Source organism: Streptomyces sp. AM8-1-1 (assembly GCF_032229325.1).
Taxonomy (GTDB): domain Bacteria; phylum Actinomycetota; class Actinomycetes; order Streptomycetales; family Streptomycetaceae; genus Streptomyces; species Streptomyces achmelvichensis.
Window position 1 is genome coordinate 2,930,551 of the sequence record NZ_CP135086.1, and the last position, 26,107, is coordinate 2,956,657.

Here is a 26,107-nt window from a genome sequence, read left to right on the forward strand (position 1 = left end):
GCGCTCCCCCGGACCCCTCACCAGCCCGGCGGGGGTCTCGACGGCGGTGGCGGGCCGGGCGCCCAGCCGTAGACCGGCTGCGCCACGGGCTCCCGGCGGGCGAGCACCACCAGCAGAAGCACTCCCGCCGCCGCCTGGAACAGCCAGGACAGCACCAGCAGTTGGTCGAGGCCGGACAACTCCCCCAGCCGGGGCACGAGGTCGCCCCGTACGGCGGCGTCGACGCCGCGCGCACCCTGGCCGAGGATCAGGAGCGCGGACACCAGCCCGAGCGGCCGGGCGAAGGCCGCCTGGCTCAGCGCGGCACTGCCCGCCACCACGGCCAGAAGCGCGGTCACCGCCGCCAGCCAGCCGGGAGGCGTCCCGAGTGGCGGGAGCATGACAGATTCACTGCCGGTGAAGCGGTCGAGATAGGTTCCGCCGCCGGACCGGGCGGCCGCGCGGATCTCCCAGCCCGCGAGCACCACCGCGGACGCACCCAGCAGCACGGCGGCCAGCAGTCCCGAACCCCGCTGCGGCCGCAGCGGCAGCGAGGGCACCTGCCGGCCCGCCGCCGCCACGATCAGCAGCCCGACGCCGAGTCCCGTCGCCGCGAAGACGCAGTACAGGGCGCGCGTGCGCAGATCGCCCGTGGCGCGCAGGTCCATCCAGGAGGAGCTGAGGACCCACAGCCCCGGGATCCACAGGGCGAGCGTGACGATCCCGGCGACGGCCGGGGCCGCCGCGCCGGCATGCGGACGCAGCGCGGCCGCGCCGACACACACGTACACAACCAGCAGGAGCAGGGTTTCGAGGGTGGTCGCGAGCCGGGCGGAAGGGGCACCGCGGTGCCCCCCTCCGGTCCAGAACCGCCACAGTCCGAGGGGGTCGTCGAGCACGCCGAGGTCACGGACGATCCATCCGCCCACGATCACCGCGAGCGCGGCGCACAGCACCGCTCCGATGATCCTGGCCCCCCGCGTAAGCGTCACGCATTCGATCCTGCATGTGCACGCAGAGGTGAACAAGGGCGCCACGCGCGGCCCTTGCGACCGGCCGGGGCCACATGGCGAACCCCGGCCGGCCTACGGCACCCGCACGGCCGTACGCTGTCGAGCCTGGCCCGTTCGTATATCGGAGATGCGACGGTCAAGTTGCCTGCATGTTAAAGAAGTTGATGGGCATTCATCCACTTATGTCGCTCGGTTCCGGCTCTCGCCGGGACATGCCTCAGGACGGCACCACGTGCTTCTCCTCGGCGAAATGGCACGCGGACGGGTGCCTCGCCGGCCCCTCGGCCGAGCGGAACTCCGCCGGCACCTCCAGCAGCGGGACCTCCAGAGCGCAGCGCTCCTGCGCCTTCCAGCAGCGCGTGCGGAAGCGGCAGCCGGACGGGATGTTCGCCGGGGAGGGCACGTCACCGCCGAGGATGATCCGCTCCCGGTGCTCACGCGCATCCGGGTCCGGCACCGGGACCGCGGACAGCAGGGCCTGGGTGTACGGATGCGTCGGGTGGTCGTAGATCTCCTCGTCCCTGCCGATCTCCACCACCCGCCCCAGGTACATCACGCCGACCCGGTCCGAGATGTGCCGGACGATCGAGAGGTCGTGGGCGATGAACACATAGCTGAGGCTGAACTCTCTCTGCAGCGTGGCCAGCAGATTGATGACCTGCGCCTGCACGGACACGTCGAGGGCGGAGACGGGCTCGTCGGCGACGATGATCTCCGGCTGGAGGGCGAGCCCTCGCGCGATGCCGATCCGCTGCCGCTGGCCACCGGAGAACTGGTGGGGATAGCGATTGATGTACTCGGGGTTGAGCCCGACGACGTCCAGCAGGTCCTGCACCTTGCGGCGCCGGTCGCCCTTCGGCGCGACCTCCGGGTGGATCTCGTACGGCTCCCCGATGATGTCGCCGACCGTCATCCGCGGGTTGAGCGAGGTGTACGGGTCCTGGAACACCATCTGGATGTTCCGGCGCACCGCCTTCAGCGCACGCCCGGACAGCTTGGTGATGTCCTCGCCGCGGTAGCGGATCACCCCGGCCGTCGGCCGTTCCAGATGGACCAGCATCCTGGCGAGGGTGGATTTCCCGCAGCCGGACTCCCCCACGATGCCGAGCGTCTCGCCCGCCGTCAGGTCGAGATCGACACCGTCGACCGCCTTGACCGCGCCCACCTGCTTCTTGAACAGGACGCCCTGCGTGAGCGGGTAATGCTTGACGAGGTCACGCACCTCCAGGATCGGCTCAGCCATGGAGAGTCTCCTCCCAGAAGTGGCAGGCGCTTCTGCGCTCCGGTGACACCTCGTACAGCGGCGGTACGTCCCTGCGGCAGATGTCCCGCGCCATCGGACAGCGCGGGTTGAAGGCGCAGCCGGGCGGGATGTCCATCAGGTTCGGCGGCAGGCCCTTGATCGCGTACAGCTCACGGCCCTTCTGGTCCAGGCGCGGGATCGACTCCAGCAGGCCCTTGGTGTACGGGTGGGCAGGAGCCTTGTAGATGTCGTGGACGGGGGCCGTCTCGACGATCCGGCCCGCGTACATCACGGCGATCCTGTCCGCGACGTCGGCCACCACCCCGAGGTCGTGGGTGATCAGGACGAGTCCCATCGCAAGTTCGCTCTGGAGCGTGGCCAGCAGGTCCATCACCTGGGCCTGGACGGTGACATCGAGCGCGGTCGTGGGTTCGTCGGCGATGATCAGGGCCGGTTCGAGCGCCAGGGCCATGGCGATCATGATGCGCTGGCGCATACCGCCGGAGAACTGGTGCGGGTACTGACCCACCCGCTCCTTCGCCCCCGGGATGCCGACCCGCTCCATCAGTTCGACGGCCTTCGCCCGGGCCTCTTTGCGTTTCATCCCGCGGTGCACGACGAACATCTCGCCGAGCTGGTCGCCGACGCTGAGCACCGGGTTCAGCGAGGAGAGCGCGTCCTGGAAGATCATGGCCATCCCGGCCCCGCGGATCTTCCGCCGCTCGTCCTCCTTGAGCGTCAGCAGGTCCTGTCCGCGGAAGAGGATCTCGCCGCCTGTGATCTTTCCCGGAGGGACGTCCAGGATGCCCATGACGGCCTGTGCGGTGACGGACTTCCCCGAGCCGGACTCGCCGAGCACGGCGAGCGTCTCGCCCTCGGCGACCGTGAAGGCGACGCCGTTGACGGCCTTGGCCACACCGTCGCGGGTGTGGAACTCCACGTGCAGGTCGCGCACTTCGAGCAGCGGCGCGGCGGCCCGGGTCTCGACGGTCATGACGGCTCCTCAGCGCAGCTTGGGGTCGAGGGCGTCGCGCACCGCGTCGCCGAGCATGATGAACGCCAGCACCGTGATCGCCAGCGCGCCCGCCGGCCAGAGCAGCATGTGCGGGGCGTTGCGGATGTAGGGCGAGGCGGACGAGATGTCGATGCCCCAGGAGACGGTCGGCGGTTTCAGGCCGACGCCGAGGAACGAGAGGGTCGCCTCCAGGGAGATGTAGGTGCCGAGGGCGATGGTGGCGACCACGATGACGGGGGCGACGGCGTTGGGCGCGATGTGGCGCAGCAGCATCCGCGCATTCGACGCCCCCAGCGCCCGCGCCGCCTGGACGTAGTCGTTCTGCCGCGCGGTGATGACCGAGCCGCGCGCGATGCGGGAGAGCTGCGGCCAGCCGAGCAGCACCATGAAGCCGACGACCGGCCACACGGTGGTGCTGGTGACGACGGACAGCAGGACGAGTCCGCCGAGGACGACCGGGATGCCGAAGAAGATGTCGGTGACGCGGGACAGGATCGCGTCCGACGCCCCGCCGAAGAAGCCGGCGAGCCCGCCGAGGACGGAGCCGATCAGAGCGACGCCGAGCGTGGCGCAGACGCCCACGGTGACCGACGCGCGGGCGCCGTAGACGGTCCGGGTGTAGACGTCGCAGCCCTGGCCGTTGAAGCCGAAGGGATGGCCCGGCTGGGAGCCCTCCTGCGCCTTGGCGAGGTCGCACTGGAGCGGGTTGCCCGAGGCGATCAGCGACGGCCAGATGGAGATGACGACCAGGAACAGGATGACCAGCGCGGAGATGATGAAGACGGGATTGCGGCGCAGGTCGCGCCAGGCGTCCGACCAGAGGCTGCGCGGTTTGCCGGACGGGCCGGTGCCCTGCGGGCCTCCCGGTGTCTTCTCCAGCGTCTCGGCCTCGCTCATGGCCAGGTCGGTGGCGCCACCCGCGCCCGTCGACGCGATCGCTCCCCCGTCGTCGTAGCGCGGCTCAGGCATAGCGGATCCTCGGGTCGAGTACGGCGTAGAGCAGGTCGACGATGAGATTCGCCACCAGGAAGACCAGCACCAGGACGGTCACGAAGCCGACGACGGTCTGGGTGTTCTGGCGGAGGATGCCCTGGTACAGCTGGTAGCCGACGCCGTGGATGTTGAAGATGCGCTCGGTGACGATCGCCCCGCCCATCAGGGCGCCGATGTCGGTGCCGATGAAGGTGACCACCGGGATCAGCGAGTTGCGCAGCAGATGACGGCTGATCACCCGGCCCCGGGGCAGGCCCTTGGCCTTCGCGGTGCGGACGTAGTCGGAGCGGGCGTTCTCGGCGATGGACGTGCGGGTGAGGCGGGTGACGTACGCCAGTGAGACGGAGGCGAGGACGAGACCGGGGATCAGCAGTTCGTCGAGCGGCGCCTCGGGCGAGACGGCCGGTTTGATCAGACCCCACTCGACGCCCAGCAGCAGCTGGAGGAGCAGACCGGTGACGAAGGTCGGGACCGAGATCACGACCAGGGTCAGCAGCAGGACTCCGGTGTCGACGGGCCGGCCGCGGCGCAGCCCGGTGATCACCCCGAGCGTGATGCCGATGACGATCTCGAAGACGATCGCCACGATGGTGAGCCGGATGGTCACCGGGAAGGCCTCGGCCATCAGCTCGGTGACCTTCTGACCGTTGAAGGCGGTCCCGAAGTCGCCGGTGAAGACGTTGCCCATGTAGATGAGGTATTGCTGCCACACGGGCTTGTCGAGGCCGAACTCCGCTCGCAGCTGGGCCGAGGTCGCCGGGTCGCACTGCCGGTCGCCGCACAGGCCCGCGATGGGGTCTCCCATCACGTTGACCATGAGAAAGATCAGCAGGGTCGCGCCGAAGAAGACCGGGATCATCTGGAGCAGACGCCGGATCACATAACGTCCCATGAAGGTCTCCGGGGGTCGTGGGAAGGAACGCGGCCCGGCGCGTGGGACACGCCGGGCCGGCACTTCCGGCGTCAGTTGACCTTGATCTCGTTGTAGACGGGGACGCTGAAGGGGTTCAGCGAGACGTTGGAGATGCGCTCCGAGTAGCCGGCGCTGCCGTTCTGGTACCAGAGCGGGATGGCCGCCATCTGGTCCCGTACGACCTCCTCGGCCTGCTGGAAGGTCTCGACGGCCTTGGCGACGTCCGTCTCCGCGTTGGCCTGGTCGACGAGCTTGTCGAACTCCTTGTTGGTCCACTTGCCGTCGTTGGACGAGGCGTTGGTGTAGTAGAGCGGCTGGAGGAAGTTCTGGATGAGCGGGTAGTCCATCTGCCAGCCGGCGCGGAACGGGCCGCGCATCTTCAGCTGGGTGATCTGGTTGCGGAAGTCGGCGAAGGTGCCGACGGGATTGCCGACGCAGGCCCGGTCGTTGCCGAGCGCGTTGTTGATGCTGTTGCAGACGGCGTCGATCCAGTCCTTGTGCGAGCCGGTGTCCGCGTTGTACGTGAGCTTCATCTGGCCGCCGGGGATGCCGCCGCCCTCGGCGACCAACTTCTTCGCCTCGGCGGCGTTGTACTCGCAGGCCTTGCCGCACAGGGTCTCGCTGAAGCCGCCGTCCGCGCCGAGCACCGGGGAGGTCCAGTCCTTCGCGGGTGTACGGGTCTTCTGGAAGATGGTGTCGGTGATCTGTTCCCGGTTGATCGCCATGGACAGACCGGTGCGGACCTTTGCGCCGTTCGGCGTGTTCCAGGCCTTGTCGTAGTACGGGAAGGCGAGCGTCTGGATGATGCCGGCGGGCGTGTTGATGTACCGGCCGCCGAGGTCCGCCTCCACGTTCTTGAGCTGGGAGGCGGGCACGTCGTCGACGAGGTCGAGGTTGCCGGCGGTCAGGTCGGTGTAGGCGGTGTTGTTGTCGGTGTAGACGTTGAGGTCGACACCGCCGTTCTGCGCCTTGTCGGGCCCCTTGTACCCGTCCCATCGGCGCATGGCCATCTTCGAGCCCTTGGCGTACGAGTCGACGGCGTACGGGCCGTTGCCGATCGGCTTGGCGATCCACGCGTCGTGGTCGTCGAAGAAGGCCTTGGGCAGCGGTGCGAAAGCGGCGTAGCCGAGGGTGTCGGGCCAGGTGGAGAACTTCTGGGAGAGCTTCACGGTGAAGGTCGTGGGGCTCACGACCTTGAGGCCGGACAGGGTCTGGGCGGTGGGCGCGCCCGACTCGGGGTGGACCGCGGCGTAGCCGTCGATGTAACCGAAGAAGTAGGCGTTCTTCTGATTGTTCTTCAGGTTCGCGCCGTAGTTCCAGGCGTCGACGAACGACTGGGCGGTCACCTTCTCCCCGTTGCTGAAGTTCCAGCCGTCCTTGATGGTGATCGTGAAGTTCACCGAGTCGGTGGTGTCGATCTTCGAGGCGATCATGTCCTGGGCCTCGCCGGTCTTCGGGTCGTACCTCTTCAGACCGCGGAAGAGCATGTCGAGGACCTTGCCGCCCTGCACCTCGTTGGTGTTGGCGGGCTCGAGCGGATTCTGCGGATCGCCCCAGGAGGAGGACACGATCCCGTCGGCGCCGCTGCCGCCGCTGTCGCTGCCACCGCCGCAGGCCGTGGCCGCGAGGGCGAGGGCCATCGCACATGCGGCCCAGGGGACGTGCGTGGCTCGACGCATGGGGTGCCTCCCGAGATCTGGGTCGTACTGTGGCCCAAATATCACCCCATCCAGGATCTAACGCACTTTCAGGGCATCCGGCCGGGCAGGGCTGCTGCCGGGCGGGTGACCTCCCAGGTGTCGACGGCGTAGTGCGAGGTCATGCCGTGTGCTTCGTAGAGAGCGAGGGCCTTCGACTCGTTCCGGGTGTCGACTCCGAGGCCGATGGTGTCGCGGCCACGGGCGGCGTACGTGGCGAAGGCATGACGGAGCAGATGTCCGCCGACCCCGCGGCCCCGGGCGGACTTCAGCACACCGATGTTGCGGATCCAGCCCATGGCCTCGCGGTCGTCCCGGGTCAGCATCACCGCGACGTCGCCCTCGTCGGCGAGCGAGGCGATCCAGACCAACGACCAGTCCAGCCGGGTGCCGTGGACGTCGTCCAGCCACTGCTCGTAGCCGCGGGCGTGATGGTCGAAGTGCTCGGCGAAGGTCTCCTCCACCAGGGCGTGCGCCAGCCGGCGGTCGGCCTCCGCGCGGCAGTCGCGCAGCGTCAGCCCGGTGGGCGGCTCGGGCGGGAGGTCGTCCGCGACGGCCAGCGGGCGCGTCATGACCTGATAGCGACGCACGGTCCGCCAGCCGCGGCGTTCGAGCAGTGCCGTGTCGACGGCCGGTCTCGTGTTGAGCTGAAGATGCAGCACGGCCCGCTCGGCACCGTCCTCCGCGGCCTTCTGCGCCGCCCGGGCCTCGATCAGCTCCAGCAGGACGACCGCGGCCGCGGACCGGCCGGGCAGGACGTAGTGGTCGACGCCTATGTCCCCGTCGCCGGAGTCGCTCCAGAGCATCCCGAACGCGACCAGGTCACGGCCCTCGGACACCAGCCAGGTGTCACGGACGAGGTCGAGGTCACAGTGGGCGAGGTCCGCCTCGACGGTGTGCAGATCGGTCTCGGCGCGGCCGATCTCGACGAGGTCGACGGCGTTGAGCAGGGCGCAGACGGCGGGGGCGTCGGCGAGCGTCGCCGGCCGCACGGTCAGGTCATCCATCGGGCCACTGTCGGGGCCGCGTCCGGCGCGGCGCAACGCGTTTTCGCGCGGTGGTACGAGGCCCGCGCGGTGGTACCAGGCTCATGCGGTGGTCCGGAGTTCTCGCGGTGTCCGCGGTCCTGCGTTGCCCCAGGACGACGAAGGCGCCCGGACCGTTCGGTCCGGGCGCCTTCGTTCATCCGCGGTGCGCGCTACACGGCGTGGACGACGTCCTTCTCCTCCGCGAAGTGGCACGCCGACTCGTGCGCCACCGGGGAGTCCAACCCCTTGAAGGGCTCGGGGATCGCCAGCAGCGGCACCTCCTCGGCGCACTTGTCCTGGGCCTTCCAGCAACGGGTGCGGAAGCGGCAGCCCGACGGCGGGTTCGCCGGCGACGGGACGTCACCGGTCAGGATGATCCGCTCGCGCCTCTCGCGGGCCTCCGGGTCGGGGACCGGGACCGCGGAGAGCAGCGCCTGGGTATAGGGGTGCGTCGGGTGGTCGTAGATCTGCGTGTCCGTGCCGATCTCGGCCATCTTGCCGAGGTACATCACGCCGACCCGGTCCGAGATGTGCCGGACGATCGACAGGTCGTGGGCGATGAAGATGTAGGAGAGGTTGAACTCGTCCTGCAGGTTCTCCATCAGGTTGATGACCTGTGCCTGGACGGAGACGTCCAGGGCCGAGACCGGCTCGTCGCAGATGATGATGTCCGGGTTGAGCGCCAGGCCACGGGCGATGCCGATGCGCTGGCGCTGACCGCCGGAGAACTGGTGCGGGTACCGGTTGATGTACTCCGGGTTGAGGCCCACGACGTCCAGGAGCTCCTGGACCTTGCGGCGGCGGTCGCCCTTGGGTGCCACCTCCGGGTGGATGTCGAAAGGCTCCCCGATGATGTCGCCGACCGTCATACGGGGGTTGAGCGAGGTGTACGGGTCCTGGAACACCATCTGGATGTTGCGGCGTACGGCTTTGAGCGCCCGGCCGGAGAGCCGGGTGATGTCCTGGCCCTTGTAGAACACCTCGCCGGCGGTCGCTGTTTCCAGCGTCATCAGCAGCTTGGCGACGGTGGACTTGCCACAGCCGGACTCGCCGACGATGCCGAGGGTCTCGCCCTGGTAGAGGTCGAAGGAGATCCCGTCCACGGCCTTGACCGCGCCGACCTTCTTCTTGAAGAGGATGCCCTGGGTCAGCGGGAAGTGCTTGACCAGGTTGCGGACCTGAAGGATCGGCTCACCCTGAGAGACGGGCGCCTCGATGGCGGCAACGGCCTCGGCCTCGGTGGCGGCGTCGAAGGTATCGACATCGGTGACGTTCGGGGTGGCGTCCACGGCGTCCGTCGGCTCGTCGGTCTTCTTGAGCTCAGCCATGGATCGTCTCCTTCCAGTAATGGCACGCGCTGCCGCGGCCGACCAGTTCCGTGCCGTCCTGCTCGGTGACCGGAAGCAGTGCCGGGATCTCGGAGCGGCAGATGTCCTCCGCCTTGGTGCAGCGCGGGTTGAACGCACAACCGGACGGTACGCGCAGCAGGTTGGGCGGCAGGCCCTTGATGGCAAACAGCTCCTGGCCCTTCTGGTCCAGGCGCGGAATGGAGTCGAGAAGGCCCCGGGTGTACGGGTGCGCGGGGCGCTTGTACAGCTCGTGCACCGGGGCGGTCTCGACGATCCGGCCCGCGTACATGACCGCGATCTTGTCCGCGACGTCGGCAACCACGCCGAGGTCGTGGGTGATCAGGATCAAGCCCATGTTGTACTCGCGCTGCAACTCCGCGAGCAGCTCCATGACCTGGGCCTGGACGGTGACGTCGAGCGCGGTCGTGGGCTCATCGGCGATGATCAGGTCCGGTTCCAGGGCGAGCGCCATCGCGATCATGATGCGCTGGCGCATACCGCCCGAGAACTGGTGCGCGTAGTCGTTGACCCGGGCCTTGGCGGCGGGGATCTTGACCTTGTCCATCAGCTCGATGGCCTTGGCCTTGGCGTCCTTCTTGGACAGGCCCTGGTGGACCCGGAACATCTCGCCGAGCTGGTAGCCCACGGTGAGGACCGGGTTCAGCGAGGAGAGCGCGTCCTGGAAGATCATGGCGATCTTGCGGCCACGGATCTGCCTGCGCTCCTCGTAGGACATCGTGAGCATGTCCTGGCCGCGGAAGAAGATCTCGCCCTGCGGGATCTTGCCGGGCGGCATGTCGAGGATGCCCATGATCGCCTGCGCGGTCACGGACTTGCCGGAGCCGGACTCGCCGAGCACCGCGAGCGTCTCACCGGCGTTCACGCTGTAGTTGACACCGTTGACCGCCTTGGCCACACCTTCGCGGGTGTGGAACTCCACATGCAGGTCGCGGACTTCGAGCAGCGAGCCATCGTAGTCGTCGCCGTCGCGCGGGGCGGGGACAGACGCGGTCTTGTCGATGATGGTCATGTCTTACGCCCTCCTCAGCGCAGCTTGGGATCGAGGGCGTTGCGCACGGCTTCGCCGAGCATGATGAACGCCAGAACGGTGATGCTCAGCATGATCGACGGGTACAGCAGAATGTGCTGCGCCGTACGGATCTGCTGGACACCGGTGGAGATGTCGACGCCCCAGGAAACGATGGGCGAGGAGAGGCCCAGACCGAGGTACGACAGGGTCGCCTCGGCCGAGATGTAGCCACCGAGCGCGATGGTCGCGACGACGATGACCGGCGCCATGGCGTTCGGCAGAATGTGCCGCAACAGGATCCGGGTGGTGCCGGCACCAAGGGCCTTGGCGGCCTGGACGTAGTCGGCCTGCTTGATGGTGATCACCGCACCGCGCATGACACGGGTGATCTGGGTCCAGCCGAGGAACGCGAGGGCGAAGACGACCACCCAGATGGTGCGCTCGGTGAAGGACTGCAGCACGACCATGGCACCGAGCAGGAACGGGATACCGAAGAAGATGTCGGTGACCCGGGAGAGAATCGCGTCCGTGATGCCGCCGAAGTAGCCGGCGACCATGCCCATGATGCTGCCGACGATGGTGACGATCAGGGTGACGCAGATGCCCACGATGACCGAGGCACGGGTGCCGTGGATGAGGCGGGCATACACGGAGCGGCCCTGGCCGTCATAGCCGAGCCAGCCCTCCGAGCCGACGCTGCCCAGGTCAGGTTTGCCGAGATAGTGGTGCACCAGGTCGCCGACGGTGGGCGAGGCGCTGGTGAACCAGCTCGGGAAGGCCGTGATGACCAGAAGGAAGAAGATCAGGACGGACGCGACCAGGAAATAGGGGTTGCGGCGGAGGTCCTGCCAGGCGTCTCCCCACAGGCTGCGCGCCTTGTCACGCTTCTGGGGCGCGGGCTCGGCTGCGGAGGGCGGCGCGATGGCGTCCTCGGTCGCGGAAACCGCGGTCTTGGTCACGTCAGGCATAACGGATCCTCGGGTCCAGGACCGCATACAGCAGGTCGATGAGCAGGCTGGTGGCGAGGTAGACGAGCACCAGGATGGTGACGAGTCCGACCAGGGTCGTGCCCTCACGTCGGCTGATCGACTCGTAGATGACGCCGCCGATGCCCTTGACGTTGAAGATGCCTTCGGTGACCACCGCGCCGCCCATCAGAGCGCCGACGTCGGTGCCGAGGAAGGTGACGACGGGGATCATCGAGTTGCGCATCAGGTGGACACCGATGACCCGCCTCTTGGGCAGACCCTTGGCCACGGCCGTGCGCATGTAGTCGGCGCGCAGGTTCTCCGCCATCGAGGTGCGGGTGAGCCGGGCGACGTACGCGAGCGACAGGCCACCGAGCACGATGGCGGGCGCGATCAGCTCGGACCACTTCTGCTCGTTGCTGACGTTCGGCGCCATCCAGCCCAGCTCGAAGGCGAAGACCATCTTGATGATGAAGCCGAGGACGAAGACCGGGATCGAGATGATCAGCAGAGTGAAGATCAGGATCGCGTTGTCGGCGAGGCGCCCGGCCCGCAGACCGGCGATGACACCGAGGCCGATGCCGAAGATGAGCTCGAAGGCGAAGGCCAGCGCCGCGAGTTGCAGCGTGATGGGGAACGCGTCGCCCAGCACTTCGGTGACCGGCCGCCCGTTGCGGATCTGGTTACCGAAGTCGAAGTGCAGGACGATATTGGTCATGTAGTTCCAGTACTGCTCCCAGAGCGGGAGGTCCAGCCCCAGCTCATGTCTCTTCGCGGCGAGAGTCGCGGGGTCGACACCCTTGTCGCCGAACAGACCCGCCACGGGGTCGCCAGGCAGGCTGTAGACCATGAAGAAGATCAGAAAGGTTGTCCCGAGGAATACCGGGATCATCTGGAGCAGTCGTCGTGCGACATAGCGCCCCATCATGCCTCCGTTGAAATATGACAGCCGCAACCAACGGGCCCTCCCCCGACAACCGCGCCCCAGCGGGTACGCGAATGTCGTGGAAGGGCCCCCCGGCCGCTGCGTAAGGCGCCGTTGCGGACTGGCGATTCGTCAGGCCCGCAACGGCTATCGGACTACGCCTGGGTGATTACTTCCTGACCTCGACGCCGGTCAGGATCGGGTCACCGTCCTGGCCGTACTTCACGCCGGAAACCTTCTCCGAGTAGCCCGCGTTGGTCTTGTAGTACCAGAGCGGGATCGACGGCATGTAGTTGACCAGGTCCTTCTCGATGGCCTGGAACTGCTTCACCGAGTCGTCGAGCGTCGCCGCGCTGTCAGCAGCCGCGATCTTGGCGTCCAGCGCCTTGTTGGAGAAGTCACCCTGGTTGCCCGCCGCGCCCGTACGGAACAGGTCGCTGATGAAGTTGGAGTTGACGGGGTAGTCCAGCACCCAGCCGGAACGGTAGATCGACTTGACCTGCTTGCTCTTACGAGCGGTCAGGTCGGCCTGGAAGTCCGGCTTGCTGTCACCGGTGCACTTGACACCGGTGGCCTGGGTGATGCTGTTGCAGACCGCGTCGACCCACTCCTTGTGGCCGCCGTCGGCGTTGAACTGGATGAAGATCTCGTTCTTCGGGACGCCGCCACCGGCCTTGATGAGCGCCTTGGCCTTGGCGGGGTCGAACTTGGTGACGTCGCCCGCGGCGTTGTCCTGATAGCCCACGACACCCTTGGCGACCCAGCCCGTGGCCGGCTCACGCGTACCCTGCAGCACCGTCTTGGTGATGGTGGCGCGGTCGATGGCCATGGACAGACCCTGGACGACCTTCGGGTCGACCTGCTTCGGCTTCTTCCACTGGTCCGCGTAGAAGGCGATGGCCAGCGTCTGGATCGCGGAGTACGGCTGGTCGACGGCGCGGTCGCCGAGGTCGTCGCGGTAGACCGGGAGGTCCTTCGGGCCGATCTGACGCAGGACGTCGACGTTGCCGGACTTCAGGTCCTCGTAGGCGGCCTCGAGGGTGGTGTAGTTCTTGAAGAGCACACCACCGTTCTTCGCCTTGTTCGGGCCCTTGTAGTCGTCGTAACGGACGATCTTGATCTGCTTCTTGTGGTCCCAGCTCTCGAACTTGTAGGGACCGTTTCCGACCGGCTTCTCGCCTGCGGCCTTCGGGTTCGCGTAGAACGACGCGGGCAGCGGCGCGAAGACGATGTAGGCGAGCTTGTGACCGAAGGCCGGGACCGCGCTCTTCAGCTCGATGGTGAAGGTGCTGTCGTCGACGACCTTCAGGCCCTCCATGGCCTTGGCGGTCGGCTTGGCGCCTTCCTTCTCCGGGTGCAGGGCTTCGAAGCCCTTGATGTCCGCGAACCAGGAGGACAGCCCCTGGGCGTTGGTGATGTTGGCGTTCCAGTTCCACGCGTCCACATAGGACTTGGCGGTCACCGGGGTGCCGTCGTGGAATGCCCAGCCCTTCTTGAGCTTGACGGTCCACGTCTTGGAGTCGGTGGTCTCCACCGACTCGGCGTTGATCATCTCCAGCGAGCCATCGGCCTTGTAGTCGACCAGGGTCGAGAACAGGCCGGCCATGACAGCAGAGCCGTTGGACTCCATCGTGTCGCCGGTGTGCAGGAGCTTCTCCGGCTCACCCAGCTCGACGGAGAAGATCCCGTTTGGGTCCACTTCACCCTTGGCGTCGGAGCCGCTGTCGCCACCGCCACCACAGGCGGTCGCTGCCAGAGCGACGACTATCGCACCCGCTACCCACTTGGCGCTCTTGGCACCGCGCATGGGTTCCTCCTCATGAGTCCACTTGTCACTACGAGAAGGGCAAAGGTAGGTGCGCCGACACCCCTGACGGCGCTCGCTCAATGCCCCGAGTGTGCTCGTGAGTCGGCGCTCCCCACAGCGCATGACCCATTGACCCGAGCTCAATGGAGCCAACTATTAAGTACGACCGGGCCGTAAACCACACTTAAAGGGTCTCGTTTTGACAACATCAGCCGACCGTGGATGCCCGAAATCCGGACAAAGCGAGCACAGACAGACACCCGCGAAACGGACCGTTAACACATGTTCCGGAGAGCGGTGGCCGATAAACGGACACTCGGGACCTCAAAGCCCTCAGAAATCCGATTGACGAACGGCCCGGACCTCCACAGATTCTGCGGAGGTCCGGGCCGTGTCACTGACGCGGTGTCAGGGCGCCGCGGGCGGCCCGCCGGAGTCCGGCGTCACCGCTGCCCGTCCGCGCCCCGTCGATCAGCCGTGCTTGGCGCGCGAGGCCGCACGGGCGCGCTCGCGGCCGTCGAGCTTCACCTTGCGGATGCGAATGGACTCCGGGGTCACCTCGACGCACTCGTCGTCGCGGCAGAACTCCAGCGACTGCTCCAGGGAGAGCTTGCGCGGCGGGACGATCGCCTCGAACGAGTCGGCCGAGGAGGACCGCATGTTCGTGAGCTTCTTCTCCTTGGTGATGTTCACGTCCATGTCGTCGGAGCGCGAGTTCTCGCCGACGATCATGCCCTCGTACACCTCGGTGCCGGGCTCGGTGAACAGCACACCGCGCTCCTGGAGGTTGGTCATCGCGAACGCGGTGACGGCACCGGAGCGGTCGGCGACCAGCGAGCCGTTGTTACGGGTCGTCAGAGGGCCGAACCAGGGCTCGTGGCCCTCGTGGATGGAGTGGGCGATGCCGGTGCCGCGAGTGCCCGTCAGGAACTCCGTACGGAAGCCGATGAGGCCACGGGACGGGACGACGAACTCCATGCGGACCCAGCCGGAGCCGTGGTTCGACATGTTGTCCATCCGGCCCTTGCGGACGCCCATGAGCTGCGTGACCGCGCCCATGTGCTCCTCGGGCACGTCGATCGTCATGCGCTCGACGGGCTCGTGGACCTTGCCGTCGACCTCCTTGGTGACGACCTGCGGCTTGCCGATGGTCAGCTCGAAGCCCTCACGGCGCATCTGCTCGACCAGGATGGCCAGCGCCAGCTCACCGCGGCCCTGCACCTCCCAGGCGTCGGGGCGCTCGGTGTCCAGGACGCGCAGCGAGACGTTACCGACGAGCTCGCGGTCGAGGCGGTCCTTGACCTGGCGGGCCGTGACCTTGCGGTCCTTGACCGCGGACTTGGCGTCCGCGCCCTTGCCGGTACCGCCGCGGCCGACCAGCGGCGAGGTGTTCGTGCCCACCGTCATGGAGATCGCGGGCTCGTCGACCGTGATCAGCGGCAGCGCGATCGGGTTCTCCGGGTCGGCCAGCGTCTCGCCGATCATGATGTCGGGGATACCGGCGACGGCGCAGATGTCACCGGGGCCCGCCATCTCGGCCGGCTTGCGGGTGAGCGCCTCGGTCATCATCAGCTCGCTGATGCGGACGTTGGCGATGGTGCCGTCCCGCTTGATCCAGGCCACGGTCTGGCCCTTGCGCAGCTCGCCCTGCTCGACACGGAGCAGCGCGATACGGCCGAGGAAGTTGTCGGCGTCCAGGTTGGTGACGTGGGCCTGGAGCGGCGCGGTCTCGTCGTACTCGGGCGCCGGGACGTGCTCGAGGATGGTGGTGAAGAACGGCTCGAGGTTGTCGCTGTCCGTGGGGACGGTGCCGTCCTCCGGCTTGGTCAGCGAGGCGACGCCGTCACGGGCGCAGGCGTAGACGATCGGGAACTCGATCTGGTCCTCGTCCGCGTCCAGGTCCAGGAACAGGTCGTAGGTCTCGTCGACGACCTCGGCGATCCGGGAGTCCGGGCGGTCCGTCTTGTTGATGCAGAGGATGACGGGCATCCGGGCCTGAAGGGCCTTGCGGAGCACGAAGCGGGTCTGCGGGAGAGGGCCCTCGGAGGCGTCCACGAGCAGGACGACCGCGTCGACCATCGACAGACCGCGCTCGACCTCGCCGCCGAAGTCGGCGTGACCGGGGGTGTCGATGATGTTGATGGTGATCGGGGCGCCGCCGGCCTTGGGGTGGTACTTCACGGCGGTGTTCTTCGCCAGGATCGTGATGCCCTTCTCACGCTCCAGGTCGTTCGAGTCCATCATGCGGTCGTCGAGGTGCTCGGCGGCGTGCGCGGCGAAGGCGCCGGCCTGCTTCAGCATGGCGTCGACCAGGGTGGTCTTGCCATGGTCGACGTGGGCGACGATGGCAACGTTACGGATGTCGTGGCGCGTGGGCATGCTGGCTGGCGCTTCTCTCGATCGGGGATCAGGCGTCTGACCGTCATGGCCTCGTCCGCCCGCCGGGCGGACACGCCACGGCTCGTCCCATGGTACGGGGCCGCCGGGTGCGGGGCTTCCCGGGCTGATCGAGAGGCAGTCACTGCTGGGGGCGCGGGGTGCGCTGGGGTGCGGAGAACCGGGTCAAGGGTGGTCATGATCTTGCCCGCCGGCGACGCCGGCGGGCAAGGGACTTGAGGCAGTTCTGAGGTTGTGCGCGAGCGCCTCACGGTAGTCTTGCGGGTTTACCCCTTCTTGAACCCGATGTCCTGGTACCGGGGTGCGGCGAAACCGAACGCACCGGCGTTGAGGACGGTGGGCTTGGCCGCCACCAGCTCGGGGCGCTGGTAGAGCGGGATGGACCCGGCCGCGGCCCAGATCCGGGCGTCGGCCTTGCGGACCAGCTCACGGGCGGCGTCCTGGTCGAGCTCGGCGGCCGCCTGGTCGAAGAGCTGGTTGATGTAGTCGGTGCCGACCCGGGTGTAGTTCTGCTCCACCAGCAGCGAGCCGTCGGACGCGGGCTCGGGCTTGGCGAAGATCGGCCGCGCGTCGGTCGCGGGGTAGGCGGTGGCGGGCCAGGAGTAGAGCGCCAGGTCGTAGTTGCCCGACGCGATGTGGTCCTTGAAGTAGCCGGCGTCGGCGACCTTGGTGATCTCGGTACGGATGCCGACCCGGTCCAGCATCCGCGCGACCTTCGCGCCGACCGCGCGCAGCGGCTCGGAGCCCGGGCCGGACGGCAGGACGAAGCGCAGGGAGAGCGGCTTGCCGTTCTTGCCCACCGCGCCGGCCACGACCGGGGCGGCCGTGCCGCGCGGGGCATACGCTCCGGCGACCTCACCCTTCTTGTCCTGGGTCCCCGCACCGCGGGCCTCGTCGTCCGAGCCGGGGCGGCCCGGCAGGGCCAGTTCCCGGCCGGCGGCGGCGGGAGCCGGCGCGAGGATGCGCGTACCGCCCGACTCGGGTCCGTGCACGGCGCTCGCGGGCTTGTCGTCGCCGACGATGTAGAGCCCGTCGTCGGAGGCGGCGTCGCCCTCCCCGGCCTTCCGGCCCGAGGGTGCGGACGAGGGGAACCCGGAGGCCTTGGGGGACGCGCTCGCGCCCGCCTCGCTGCCCGCCTTGGCCGGAGCGGGCTTCTTCAGTCCGCCCGGTGTCCAGCCGGCGTCGGCCAGCAGCGCCTGCGCCTCCTCGGTGTTCTGCTCGCCGAGCGCGCCGCTGTTGTCGGTGTACGCGCTCTGGCCCGCCAGGGCGAGATGGCTGCCGGGCGGGTCGGCGGGCAGCCCGAGCGGCGACAGCACGGTCTCGGCGAGCTCCTTGCGGTCGAGCGCACGCGCCACGGCGCGGCGGACCCGGGCGTCGGCGAGCGGGCCCGACTCTCCGTTCAGCGCGAGCTGGGTGTAGGCGGGCTCCAGGGACTTCCGGACCACATAGCCCTTCAGCGCGGTCTGTGCGGCGACGTACGCCGAGACGGACCGGCTGCGGGCGGCCAGGGCCTTGCCGTCACCCGAGCCGTGGGGCACGGCCTCGCCCTTCAGGGCGCTGGAGGGGGTCCGGCCGGCGGCCGGGGAGCTCGGCTGCCCGCTCGCGTGCCGGGGGCCCGCGGCGCCGGCGATACGGGTCGCCGTGCCCCGGTCGATCTCGGCGATGTCGACCCGGCCCGCCGCCAGGGCGTCCGCACGCTTGTCCCGCGGCACGGCGGTGAAGACCAGGTTCTCCAGCTTGGCCTGCTCGCCCCACCAGCGCGGGTTGCGCACCAGCGTGGCGGTGCCGGCCTTGCGGTCCAGCGGACCCAGGCGGAACGGTCCTGCAGTGGCCTTGAGGCCGTCGCGCGCGCCGTCGTTGAAGGCGTTCGGTGCGGAGGTCACGTCCTTCGGGTACAGCGGGGTGAAGAGGGACTGCCAGTCGGCGTACGGCTTGGTGAAGGTGACCTTGACCTCGAGGTCGCTGGCGCCCTTCTGGATCTCCTCGATCCGCTCGTACCCGGCGTTGCGCGCCGTCCAGTACGCACTGTCCTTGCCGCTGAGCGCGCGCCACTGGGCGACGAAGTCGGGTGCGCCGATCTCCCGGCCGTCGCTCCAGACGGCCTTCTGGTTGAGCTTGTAGAGCACGACCTGCTTGGGCTCGCGGTCGACGATCTCGGCGGATTCCACGAAGTCGGCGTTGCGCTGCGGCCGGCCGCTCTTGTCGAGCGTGAAGAGGGAGGGCAGTACGGCCCCGGCGATGCGCGTGGTGGCGGCGTCGGCGTCCGCCTGGAAGGCGTTCAGCGTCGTCGGCATCGCGTCGATCGCCCAGCGAAGGGTCCCCCCGTCGGCGACCTTGTCCCGGGCGGCAGCGGCGATGTCCGGGGCTGCGGCCTTCCCCGTGCGCTCGGACTCGTCCGCGCTGCAGGCCGCCAGGGCCGGCAGGGCCAGAACCCCGCTGGTGAGCAGCGCAACGGATCGGAGCGTTCGGGAGCAGGTCCTCCCGCGTGGCGCGTCGACCTGGGACATGAGTGGTACCTCTTCGTCCTGTTTGGCGGAATTTGGAGATGATCACACCGATTCCGGTCCACTGAAGTGGAAAGGGCGCGCCCGGGGGCGGAGACACGGCGCAAACCGCTGGAATGCCACCCGCTCGGCCCAATGGAGCAGCGCCCATAACCGGGCGAAAAGGGGGAAAATGGGGGGAGTGAGATCCGACTCAGGAGGGGCGCGCTCCCAGCGCATGCACCGGCAATCCCTGCACGTCCCTTCACAAGCGGGGATGTGACGCGCAACACTCGCAGGCGCATGAGCGACGCCACCGCCCCCTGCGGAAGTGAGGGCAAGTCATGTCCGAGCAGGAAGAACTGACAGCGATTCGACACCGCCTCGACGAGCTGGTCCAGCGGGTCGGGGAGCTGGAGCGAACCGTTGATCAGCTGCGTGGCGCCGGACCGGCCGCGCAAGCCGCGCGGAAGTCACCGGACCGCCCTGAGCTGGTCACCATCCCCGATGTCCCGTACAACAACGCGCTGTGGACGGACTCGGACGACGAGGGACTGGGCGTCCGAGACCGGCACGCTCCCTAGGAGACCTCGTTGGCCACTGGCACCGAACCACCACAAATCAATACAGGCGTGCACGGCGCGACGCGAGCCGCCATCGGCCCCCGCCATCTGCGGACGGACCGATGGTGGCTTGCGCCGGCCCTGACCGCCGGCGGACTGCTCGCCTTCATCGTGTACTCGACCTGGCGGGCGTTCTCCAACGCCGACTACTACGCGGCGCCGTACGTCTCGCCGTTCTACTCGCCCTGTCTCGCCGAGAACTGCGAGCCGATGCGGTCCGGGCCCAACTGGGAGATCTTCGGCAGCTGGTGGGGCCTGTCCCCCGCCCTCCTCATCCTGATCTTCCCGCTGGGCTTCCGGCTGACCTGCTACTACTACCGCAAGGCGTACTACCGCGGCTTCTGGGCCTCTCCCCCGGCCTGCGCGGTGGCGGAACCGCACAAGAAGTACACGGGCGAGACCCGCTTCCCGCTGATCCTGCAGAACATCCACCGGTACTTCTTCTACGCCGCGCTGCCGGTCGCCGGAATCCTCACGTACGACACCGTGCTCTCGTTCCGCGACGAGAACTACGCGTGGGGCCACATGGGCCTCGGCACGATCGTCTTCCTGATCAACATCGTGCTGATCTGGGCGTACACCCTCTCCTGCCACTCCTGCCGGCACATCATCGGCGGGCGGCTCAAGCACTTCTCCAAGCACCCGGTGCGCTACCGGCTGTGGGGCTGGGTCGGCAGGCTGAACGAGCGCCACATGGTGCTCGCATGGGCGTCCCTCATCAGCGTCGCGCTCGCGGACTTCTACGTCTATCTCGTCGCGTCCGGCGCCTTCGACGATCCGAGGCTGTTTTGACAAGGGAAGGCGCCTGACATGACAGAGCTCGAACGCCAGCAGTGGGACGTCGTGGTGGTGGGCGCGGGCGGCGCGGGCCTGCGCGCCGCCATCGAGGCCCGCGAGAAGGGCGCCCGTACGGCGGTCATCTGCAAGTCCCTGTTCGGCAAGGCCCACACGGTGATGGCGGAGGGCGGCATCGCCGCCTCCATGGGCAACGTGAACTCCGGGGACAACTGGCAGGTCCACTTCCGCGACACCATGCGCGGCGGCAAGTTCCTCAACCAGTGGCGGATGGCGGAACTCCACGCGCGCGAGGCGCCGGACCGCGTCTGGGAGCTGGAGACCTGGGGCGCGCTCTTCGACCGCACCGCCGACGGAAAGATCTCGCAGCGCAACTTCGGCGGGCACGAGTACCCCCGGCTGGCGCACGTCGGTGACCGGACCGGCCTGGAGCTGATCCGCACCCTTCAGCAGAAGATCGTCTCGCTCCAGCAGGAGGACTTCAAGGAGACCGGGGACTACGAGTCCCGGCTGAAGGTCTTCCAGGAGTGCACCGTCACCCGGGTCCTCAAGGACGGGGACCGGGTCTCCGGCACGTTCTGCTACGAACGCGAGTCCGGACGGTTCTTCGTCCTCGAAGCCCCCGCGGTGGTGCTCTCCACCGGCGGCATCGGCAAGTCCTTCAAGGTGACGTCGAACTCCTGGGAGTACACCGGCGACGGCCACGCGCTGGCGCTGCTCGCCGGGGCACCGCTGCTCAACATGGAGTTCGTGCAGTTCCACCCGACCGGCATGGTCTGGCCGCCGTCGGTGAAGGGGATCCTCGTCACCGAGTCCGTGCGCGGCGACGGCGGGGTGCTGCGCAACTCCGAGGGCAAGCGGTTCATGTTCGACTACATCCCCGACGTCTTCAAGGAGAAGTACGCGCAGTCGGAGGAGGAGGGCGACCGCTGGTACGAGGACCCGGACAACAACCGGCGTCCCCCCGAGCTGCTGCCGCGTGACGAGGTGGCCCGTGCCATCAACGCCGAGGTGAAGGCGGGTCGCGGCTCCCCGCACGGCGGGGTGTTCCTGGACGTGTCGACGCGGATGCCCGCCGAGGTGATCCGGCGCCGACTGCCGTCGATGTACCACCAGTTCAAGGAACTGGCGGACGTCGACATCACGGCCGAGGCCATGGAGGTCGGACCGACCTGCCACTACGTGATGGGCGGCATCGCCGTCGAGTCCGACAGCGCGTCCGCCGTGGGGGTGCCCGGTCTGTTCGCGGCCGGCGAGGTCGCCGGCGGGATGCACGGCTCCAACAGGCTCGGCGGCAACTCGCTCTCCGACCTGCTGGTCTTCGGCCGGCGCGCGGGGCTGTACGCGGCCGAGCACGCGGCGGGGCTCGCGGTACGGCCCGCTGTCGACGAGGCACAGATCGACGCGGCCGCGGCGGAGGCCCTGCGCCCCTTCAGCGCGGAGGGTCCCGAGGAGGGCGCACAGCCGGAGAATCCGTACACCCTCCATCAGGAGCTCCAGCAGACGATGAACGACCTCGTCGGCATCATCCGGCGCGCGGGCGAGATGGAACAGGCGCTGGAGAAGCTGGCCGACCTCCGGGTCCGCGCACGGCGCGCGGGTGTCGAGGGCCACCGGCAGTTCAACCCGGGCTGGCACCTCTCGCTGGATCTGCGGAACATGCTGCTGGTCAGCGAGTGCATCGCGCGGGCGGCGCTGGAACGCACCGAGAGCCGCGGCGGGCACACCCGTGAGGACTGCCCCGCGATGGAGCGCGACTGGCGGCCGGTCAATCTGATGTGCCGGCTGGTCGACCCCACCGGCGGACTGGCGGCGACCGATCCGGTACGCGGCCAGATCGCGCTGGAACGCAGGACGACCGATCCCATCCGTCCGGACCTGCTCGCTCTGTTCGACAAGGAGGAGCTGGTCAAGTACCTCGCCGAAGAGGAGCTCTACGAGTGAGTTCGTACCAAGCCGGCTTCAGGGTGTGGCGCGGCGACAAGGACAGGGGCGGGCTGGAGGACTTCTCCGTCGAGGTCAACGACGGCGAGGTCGTGCTCGACATCATCCACCGCCTCCAGGCCACCCAGGCGTCCGACCTCGCGGTCCGCTGGAACTGCAAGGCGGGCAAGTGCGGTTCGTGCAGCGCGGAGATCAACGGCCGGCCGCGGCTGATGTGCATGACGCGGATGTCCGTCTTCACCCGCGAGGAGACGATCACGGTGACCCCGCTGCGGGCGTTCCCCGTGGTGCGCGACCTCGTGACGGACGTGAACTTCAACTACACGAAGGCGCGGGAGGTGCCGTCCTTCGTTCCGCCGCCGGGGGTCGCCGCCGGTGAGTACCGCATGCAGCAGGTCGATGTGGACCGCTCGCAGGAGTTCCGCAAGTGCATCGAGTGCTTCCTGTGCCAGGACACCTGCCATGTGGTGCGCGACCACGAGGAGAACAAGACGGCCTTCGCCGGCCCGCGCTTCCTGATGCGGGTGGCGGAGCTGGACATGCACCCTCTCGACGCGGCGTCCGAGGCGGGGCTGGACCGCAAGAAGACGGCCCAGGACGAGCACGGTCTCGGCTACTGCAACATCACCAAGTGCTGTACGGAGGTGTGCCCGGAGGGCATCAAGATCACGGACAACGCCCTGATCCCGCTGAAGGAACGGGCGGTCGACCGGAAGTACGACCCGCTGGTCTGGCTGGGCAGCAAGATCGGCCGCCGGAAGGACTGACCGGGTCCTGTGGGTGTCCGCACGCGCGGACACCCACAGCACGGGCAGGTGCCGGTGATCGGCGGGCGGGGTGCATGGCTGTTCGGTGGCGTCCGGGCGGCCGCGCGGGTGGGCCGGACGGTCAGCAGGCACCGCCGTACGCCTCGACCGTAGACGCGGCCACTGACAGCGATGGTCATGCACCGTGCGTAGCGGTCCGGTCGCGCCAGGACAAGGCCGGACATAACCTCCCCATGTGACGCGAATAGCCACCCGAGTGCTCCTGGCGGTGCTGGTGGCGACGTGGTGGCTGGCCGTGCCCGCCGCCCGCGACGCCCTGGCCGACGAGCCCGTCAGCCTGTCCCGCGACGGCCAGATCACCGACCGGGTGGACGCGCTCGGCGACCGCGAGCAGGCGGTCGTCCAGGCTCTCGACCGGCTCTACGACACGACACGGCAGCAGCTCTTCGTCGTGTACGTACGGGACTTCTCCGGCCGCTCCGCGCAGGACTGGGCCGAGGCCACCGCGCAGAAGAACGGCCTCGGCCAGAACGACATCCTGCTCGCCGTCGCCACGCACGACCGGCAGTACGCATACTTCGTCGACGCCGCCTCCCCGCTGACGGACGCCCAGCTCGCGGACGTGGCGCGCACGGCCGTCGAGCCCGCGCTGCGGGAGAACGACTGGGCGGGCGCGGCGATCGGCGCGGCGGACGGATACGGCGCGGTCCTGAACGGGCGGCCGGTGCCCGCGCCGGCCCTCACGCCGGGCGACCCCGACCCCGGAGGATCCGACGCGACGGGCGCGGGCGACCTGGTCCTGCCGGTCGTGGTGGTCGGCGGCGCGGCCGCGATCGGGGCGTTCGCCCTCGTCAGACGCCGCAGGCGCACGGCCACCCGCACCACGCCCCAGGGCGGCAGGGCGGGCTGGGGTGACGGGGCGCAGTCGCCGGTGCCGCTGCCCGCGCTGGACGCCCGGTCCAAGCAGGCACTCGTGGACACCGACGACGCGCTGCGCACCAGCGAGGAGGAACTCGGCTTCGCCACAGCCCAGTTCGGCGACGAGGCGGCGAAGCCGTTCCGGGACGCGGTCGAGCACGCACGGAGCGAGCTGACGGCCGCGTTCAGGCTCCGCCATCAGCTCGACGACGCCCATCCCGAGGACGACGCCACCCGTCGGCGGATGCTCGACGAGATCGTCTCCCGGTGCACGGAGGCCGACCGGCGCCTCGACGCCGAGTCGGAGGACTTCGACCGGCTGCGTGCCCTGGAAGAGAACGCACCCCAGGCCCTCGCCACCGCCCGGACGGCCTTCGACGACCTCGAGGGCCGACTGGTCACGACCGAGGCCACGCTCACGGTGATGCGCGAGCGGTACGCCCCCTCCGCCGCCGCTCCCGTCGCGAACAGCGTCGAACAGGCCAGGGACCGGCTGCGTTTCGCCGGGGCGGGGCTCGACGAGGCGGACCAGGCCGTCGCAGCCTCCGACCACGCCAGGGCGGCCGTGCACGTAAGGGCGGCGGAGGGCGCTCTGGCCCAGGCGCGCCAACTGATCGAGGCCGTGGACCGGCGGGCGCAGGAGCTCGCGGAGGCGGCCGGCAAGCTGCCGGGCGCGCTGACGGAGACGGACGCGGACCTGGCGGAGGCGCGGGGACTGCTGAAGGGGACGTCGGCCGGGGTGTCGACGGCCGGTCTCCAGGGCAGCGTCGCCCGCGCCGAGACGGTGGCCGGCGAGGTGCGCCGGGAGACGGAGACGGGGCCTTACGACCCGATCGACGCCCTGCGCCGGATCGAGGAGGCGGATGCCGCGCTCGACGAGGCCCTCGCCGGTGCCCGGGAGAACGAGCAGGGGGTACGCCGGGCGGGCGCGCTGCTCGACCGGGCGGCGCTCGGTGCCCGGTCGTCCGTCGGCGCGGCCGCCGACTACATCACCACGCACCGCGGGGCGGTGGGCAGCGAGGCGAGGACCCGGCTGGCGGAGGCGCAGCGGAGGCTGGCCCGCTCGGAGGAGCTGGCCGCGTCGGGCGACGTGCAGGGCGCGCTGGCCGAGGCGCAGCAGGCGGACGCACTGGCACGGCAGGCGCAGAGCCTGGCCGAGGAGGACGTGCGCGGATTCGGGAACCCGTTCGGGCCGGGCGGTGTACAAGGAGCGGGAAGTGCGGGGGGTGGGCTCGGGGGCGCGGTGCTCGGCGGGATCATCCTCGGCGGACTGTTCGGCGGAGGAAGGGGCGGAGGGTATGGCGGGGGTTACGGAGGCGGAGGCCTCGGGGGCGGATTCGGCGGGGGTTTCGGGGGTGGCGGCTTCGGCGGCGGGCCCGGCAGTTTCGGCGGCGGGGGCACGCGCGGCCGCAGGGGTGGTGGCCGGTTCTGACGTGGTTTCCGGTGCGTGCGGCGCGCGCATCCCTGACATCAGCCCTCACAAGGAGAAGTGCGATGACGAAGCAGACGATTCTCGGCCGGGTCACCCAGCTGGCCAAGGCCAACATCAATGCCCTCCTCGACCAGGCCGAGGACCCGCAGAAGATGCTCGACCAGCTGATCAGGGACTACACGAACAACATCAACGAGGCGGAGCAGGCGGTGGCGGGCACCATCGGCAATCTGCGGCTGATGGAGGAGGACCACCGGGAGGACGTCGCCGCCGCGAAGGAGTGGGGCACCAAGGCGCTCGCGGCGAGCCGGAAGGCCGACGAGCTGAGGTCGGCCGGCCGGAGCGCGGAGGCGGACACCTTCGACAATCTCGCCAAGGTGGCCCTTCAGCGACAGCTCCAGTCCGAGAAGGAGGCGAAGACCGCCGAGCCGACGATCGCCTCCCAGACGGAGATCGTGGACAAGCTCAAGAGCGGACTGGAGCAGATGAAGACCAAGCTCACCGAGTTGAAGGCCAAGCGCGACGAACTGGTGGCGCGGGCGAAGTCGGCGCAGGCGCAGAACCAGATGCTGGACGCGGTGAAGAACATCAATGTCCTCGACCCGACGAGCGATCTGTCCCGCTTCGAGGACAAGGTCCGCCGGGAGGAGGCCAGGGCCATGGGGAAGCAGGAGCTGGCGGCGTCCTCGCTGGACGCGCAGTTCGAGCAGCTGGACAGCCTGGGGGACACGGCGGAGGTCGAGGCACGGCTGGCGGCACTGAAGGCCGCGTCCTGAGGGCGGGACGTG

General features: G+C 69.0%; 20 protein-coding genes. 6 read left to right on the forward strand and 14 right to left on the reverse strand.

Going from position 1 to position 26,107, the window contains the following annotated elements; all coding sequences use genetic code 11:
* Positions 1-17: 17 nt before the first annotated feature.
* From RPQ07_RS13085 to RPQ07_RS13150, 14 genes are all read right to left on the reverse strand, one after another.
* Positions 18-971 (reverse strand): hypothetical protein, encoded by a 954-nt coding sequence (locus tag RPQ07_RS13085; protein ID WP_313944300.1) that lies wholly within the window; start codon positions 969-971, stop codon positions 18-20.
* 238 nt (positions 972-1,209) lie between these two features.
* Positions 1,210-2,235, reverse strand: coding sequence for a dipeptide ABC transporter ATP-binding protein (locus RPQ07_RS13090; RefSeq protein WP_313944301.1), 1,026 nt, complete (start codon positions 2,233-2,235; stop codon positions 1,210-1,212).
* A complete protein-coding gene (locus RPQ07_RS13095; RefSeq protein WP_313944302.1) occupies positions 2,228-3,229 on the reverse strand; it encodes an ABC transporter ATP-binding protein in 1,002 nt (333 codons plus the stop codon). The genes RPQ07_RS13090 and RPQ07_RS13095 overlap by 8 nt, the downstream gene beginning before the upstream one ends.
* 9 nt (positions 3,230-3,238) lie before the next feature.
* Entirely contained in the window at positions 3,239-4,219 is a 981-nt protein-coding gene (locus RPQ07_RS13100) for an ABC transporter permease (protein ID WP_313944303.1), read from the reverse strand.
* Complete coding sequence (locus RPQ07_RS13105) at positions 4,212-5,135, reverse strand: ABC transporter permease (RefSeq protein ID WP_313944304.1); 924 nt, start codon at positions 5,133-5,135, stop codon at positions 4,212-4,214. Before RPQ07_RS13105 ends, RPQ07_RS13100 begins: the two co-directional genes overlap by 8 nt.
* Before the next feature lie 71 nt (positions 5,136-5,206).
* Positions 5,207-6,835 carry an ABC transporter substrate-binding protein gene (locus RPQ07_RS13110; protein ID WP_313944305.1) on the reverse strand — a complete coding sequence of 543 codons (1,629 nt, stop codon included), beginning with the start codon at positions 6,833-6,835 and terminating at the stop codon, positions 5,207-5,209.
* Between the two features lie 68 nt (positions 6,836-6,903).
* Positions 6,904-7,860, reverse strand: coding sequence for a GNAT family N-acetyltransferase (locus RPQ07_RS13115; RefSeq protein WP_313944306.1), 957 nt, complete (start codon positions 7,858-7,860; stop codon positions 6,904-6,906).
* A gap of 191 nt (positions 7,861-8,051) precedes the next feature.
* The gene (locus RPQ07_RS13120) at positions 8,052-9,209 is read right to left on the reverse strand and encodes a dipeptide ABC transporter ATP-binding protein (RefSeq protein WP_313944307.1); all 1,158 of its coding nucleotides are present in this window, start codon (positions 9,207-9,209) and stop codon (positions 8,052-8,054) included.
* Positions 9,202-10,260, reverse strand: coding sequence for an ABC transporter ATP-binding protein (locus RPQ07_RS13125; protein ID WP_313944308.1), 1,059 nt, complete (start codon positions 10,258-10,260; stop codon positions 9,202-9,204). Before RPQ07_RS13125 ends, RPQ07_RS13120 begins: the two co-directional genes overlap by 8 nt.
* 14 nt (positions 10,261-10,274) lie before the next feature.
* Entirely contained in the window at positions 10,275-11,228 is a 954-nt protein-coding gene (locus tag RPQ07_RS13130; RefSeq protein WP_313944309.1) for an ABC transporter permease, read from the reverse strand.
* Entirely contained in the window at positions 11,221-12,153 is a 933-nt protein-coding gene (locus RPQ07_RS13135) for an ABC transporter permease (protein WP_313944310.1), read from the reverse strand. The genes RPQ07_RS13130 and RPQ07_RS13135 overlap by 8 nt, the downstream gene beginning before the upstream one ends.
* A 169-nt stretch (positions 12,154-12,322) precedes the next feature.
* On the reverse strand, positions 12,323-13,960 hold the full coding sequence (locus tag RPQ07_RS13140; protein WP_313944311.1) for an ABC transporter substrate-binding protein: 1,638 nt from the start codon (positions 13,958-13,960) through the stop codon (positions 12,323-12,325).
* Positions 13,961-14,431: 471 nt separating this feature from the next.
* Positions 14,432-16,339 carry a translational GTPase TypA gene (gene typA / locus RPQ07_RS13145; RefSeq protein ID WP_313944312.1) on the reverse strand — a complete coding sequence of 636 codons (1,908 nt, stop codon included), beginning with the start codon at positions 16,337-16,339 and terminating at the stop codon, positions 14,432-14,434.
* A gap of 284 nt (positions 16,340-16,623) precedes the next feature.
* On the reverse strand, positions 16,624-18,864 hold the full coding sequence (locus RPQ07_RS13150) for an ABC transporter substrate-binding protein (RefSeq protein WP_313944313.1): 2,241 nt from the start codon (positions 18,862-18,864) through the stop codon (positions 16,624-16,626).
* 320 nt (positions 18,865-19,184) lie between these two features.
* Here RPQ07_RS13150 and RPQ07_RS13155 point away from each other — a divergent pair, with 320 nt between their 5' ends.
* From RPQ07_RS13155 to RPQ07_RS13180, 6 genes are all read left to right on the forward strand, one after another.
* Complete coding sequence (locus RPQ07_RS13155) at positions 19,185-19,424, forward strand: hypothetical protein (RefSeq protein ID WP_313944314.1); 240 nt, start codon at positions 19,185-19,187, stop codon at positions 19,422-19,424.
* Positions 19,425-19,433: 9 nt separating this feature from the next.
* Positions 19,434-20,255 (forward strand): hypothetical protein, encoded by an 822-nt coding sequence (locus tag RPQ07_RS13160; protein ID WP_313944315.1) that lies wholly within the window; start codon positions 19,434-19,436, stop codon positions 20,253-20,255.
* Between the two features lie 18 nt (positions 20,256-20,273).
* Positions 20,274-22,202 carry a fumarate reductase/succinate dehydrogenase flavoprotein subunit gene (locus tag RPQ07_RS13165; protein ID WP_313944316.1) on the forward strand — a complete coding sequence of 643 codons (1,929 nt, stop codon included), beginning with the start codon at positions 20,274-20,276 and terminating at the stop codon, positions 22,200-22,202.
* The gene (locus RPQ07_RS13170; RefSeq protein WP_313944317.1) at positions 22,199-22,969 is read left to right on the forward strand and encodes a succinate dehydrogenase/fumarate reductase iron-sulfur subunit; all 771 of its coding nucleotides are present in this window, start codon (positions 22,199-22,201) and stop codon (positions 22,967-22,969) included. The genes RPQ07_RS13165 and RPQ07_RS13170 overlap by 4 nt, the downstream gene beginning before the upstream one ends.
* Positions 22,970-23,204: 235 nt before the next feature.
* The gene (locus RPQ07_RS13175; RefSeq protein ID WP_313944318.1) at positions 23,205-25,319 is read left to right on the forward strand and encodes a TPM domain-containing protein; all 2,115 of its coding nucleotides are present in this window, start codon (positions 23,205-23,207) and stop codon (positions 25,317-25,319) included.
* 62 nt (positions 25,320-25,381) lie between these two features.
* Positions 25,382-26,095: a PspA/IM30 family protein gene (locus RPQ07_RS13180; protein WP_313944319.1), complete on the forward strand. Its 714-nt coding sequence runs from the start codon at positions 25,382-25,384 to the stop codon at positions 26,093-26,095.
* Positions 26,096-26,107 lie beyond the last annotated feature (12 nt).

Excerpts from the sequence above, each read along its gene's own strand:
- RPQ07_RS13155 (WP_313944314.1), top strand. The coding sequence starts at position 19,185 with ATGTCCGAGCAGGAAGAACTGACAGCGATTCGACACCGCCTCGACGAG.
- RPQ07_RS13130 (WP_313944309.1), bottom strand. The coding sequence starts at position 11,228 with ATGCCTGACGTGACCAAGACCGCGGTTTCCGCGACCGAGGACGCCATC.
- RPQ07_RS13110 (WP_313944305.1), bottom strand. The coding sequence starts at position 6,835 with ATGCGTCGAGCCACGCACGTCCCCTGGGCCGCATGTGCGATGGCCCTC.
- RPQ07_RS13165 (WP_313944316.1), top strand. The coding sequence starts at position 20,274 with ATGACAGAGCTCGAACGCCAGCAGTGGGACGTCGTGGTGGTGGGCGCG.
- RPQ07_RS13180 (WP_313944319.1), top strand. The coding sequence starts at position 25,382 with ATGACGAAGCAGACGATTCTCGGCCGGGTCACCCAGCTGGCCAAGGCC.
- RPQ07_RS13095 (WP_313944302.1), bottom strand. The coding sequence starts at position 3,229 with ATGACCGTCGAGACCCGGGCCGCCGCGCCGCTGCTCGAAGTGCGCGAC.
- RPQ07_RS13150 (WP_313944313.1), bottom strand. The coding sequence starts at position 18,864 with ATGTCCCAGGTCGACGCGCCACGCGGGAGGACCTGCTCCCGAACGCTC.
- RPQ07_RS13125 (WP_313944308.1), bottom strand. The coding sequence starts at position 10,260 with ATGACCATCATCGACAAGACCGCGTCTGTCCCCGCCCCGCGCGACGGC.
- RPQ07_RS13135 (WP_313944310.1), bottom strand. The coding sequence starts at position 12,153 with ATGGGGCGCTATGTCGCACGACGACTGCTCCAGATGATCCCGGTATTC.
- RPQ07_RS13105 (WP_313944304.1), bottom strand. The coding sequence starts at position 5,135 with ATGGGACGTTATGTGATCCGGCGTCTGCTCCAGATGATCCCGGTCTTC.
- typA (WP_313944312.1), bottom strand. The coding sequence starts at position 16,339 with ATGCCCACGCGCCACGACATCCGTAACGTTGCCATCGTCGCCCACGTC.
- RPQ07_RS13090 (WP_313944301.1), bottom strand. The coding sequence starts at position 2,235 with ATGGCTGAGCCGATCCTGGAGGTGCGTGACCTCGTCAAGCATTACCCG.
- RPQ07_RS13140 (WP_313944311.1), bottom strand. The coding sequence starts at position 13,960 with ATGCGCGGTGCCAAGAGCGCCAAGTGGGTAGCGGGTGCGATAGTCGTC.
- RPQ07_RS13100 (WP_313944303.1), bottom strand. The coding sequence starts at position 4,219 with ATGCCTGAGCCGCGCTACGACGACGGGGGAGCGATCGCGTCGACGGGC.
- RPQ07_RS13120 (WP_313944307.1), bottom strand. The coding sequence starts at position 9,209 with ATGGCTGAGCTCAAGAAGACCGACGAGCCGACGGACGCCGTGGACGCC.
- RPQ07_RS13115 (WP_313944306.1), bottom strand. The coding sequence starts at position 7,860 with ATGGATGACCTGACCGTGCGGCCGGCGACGCTCGCCGACGCCCCCGCC.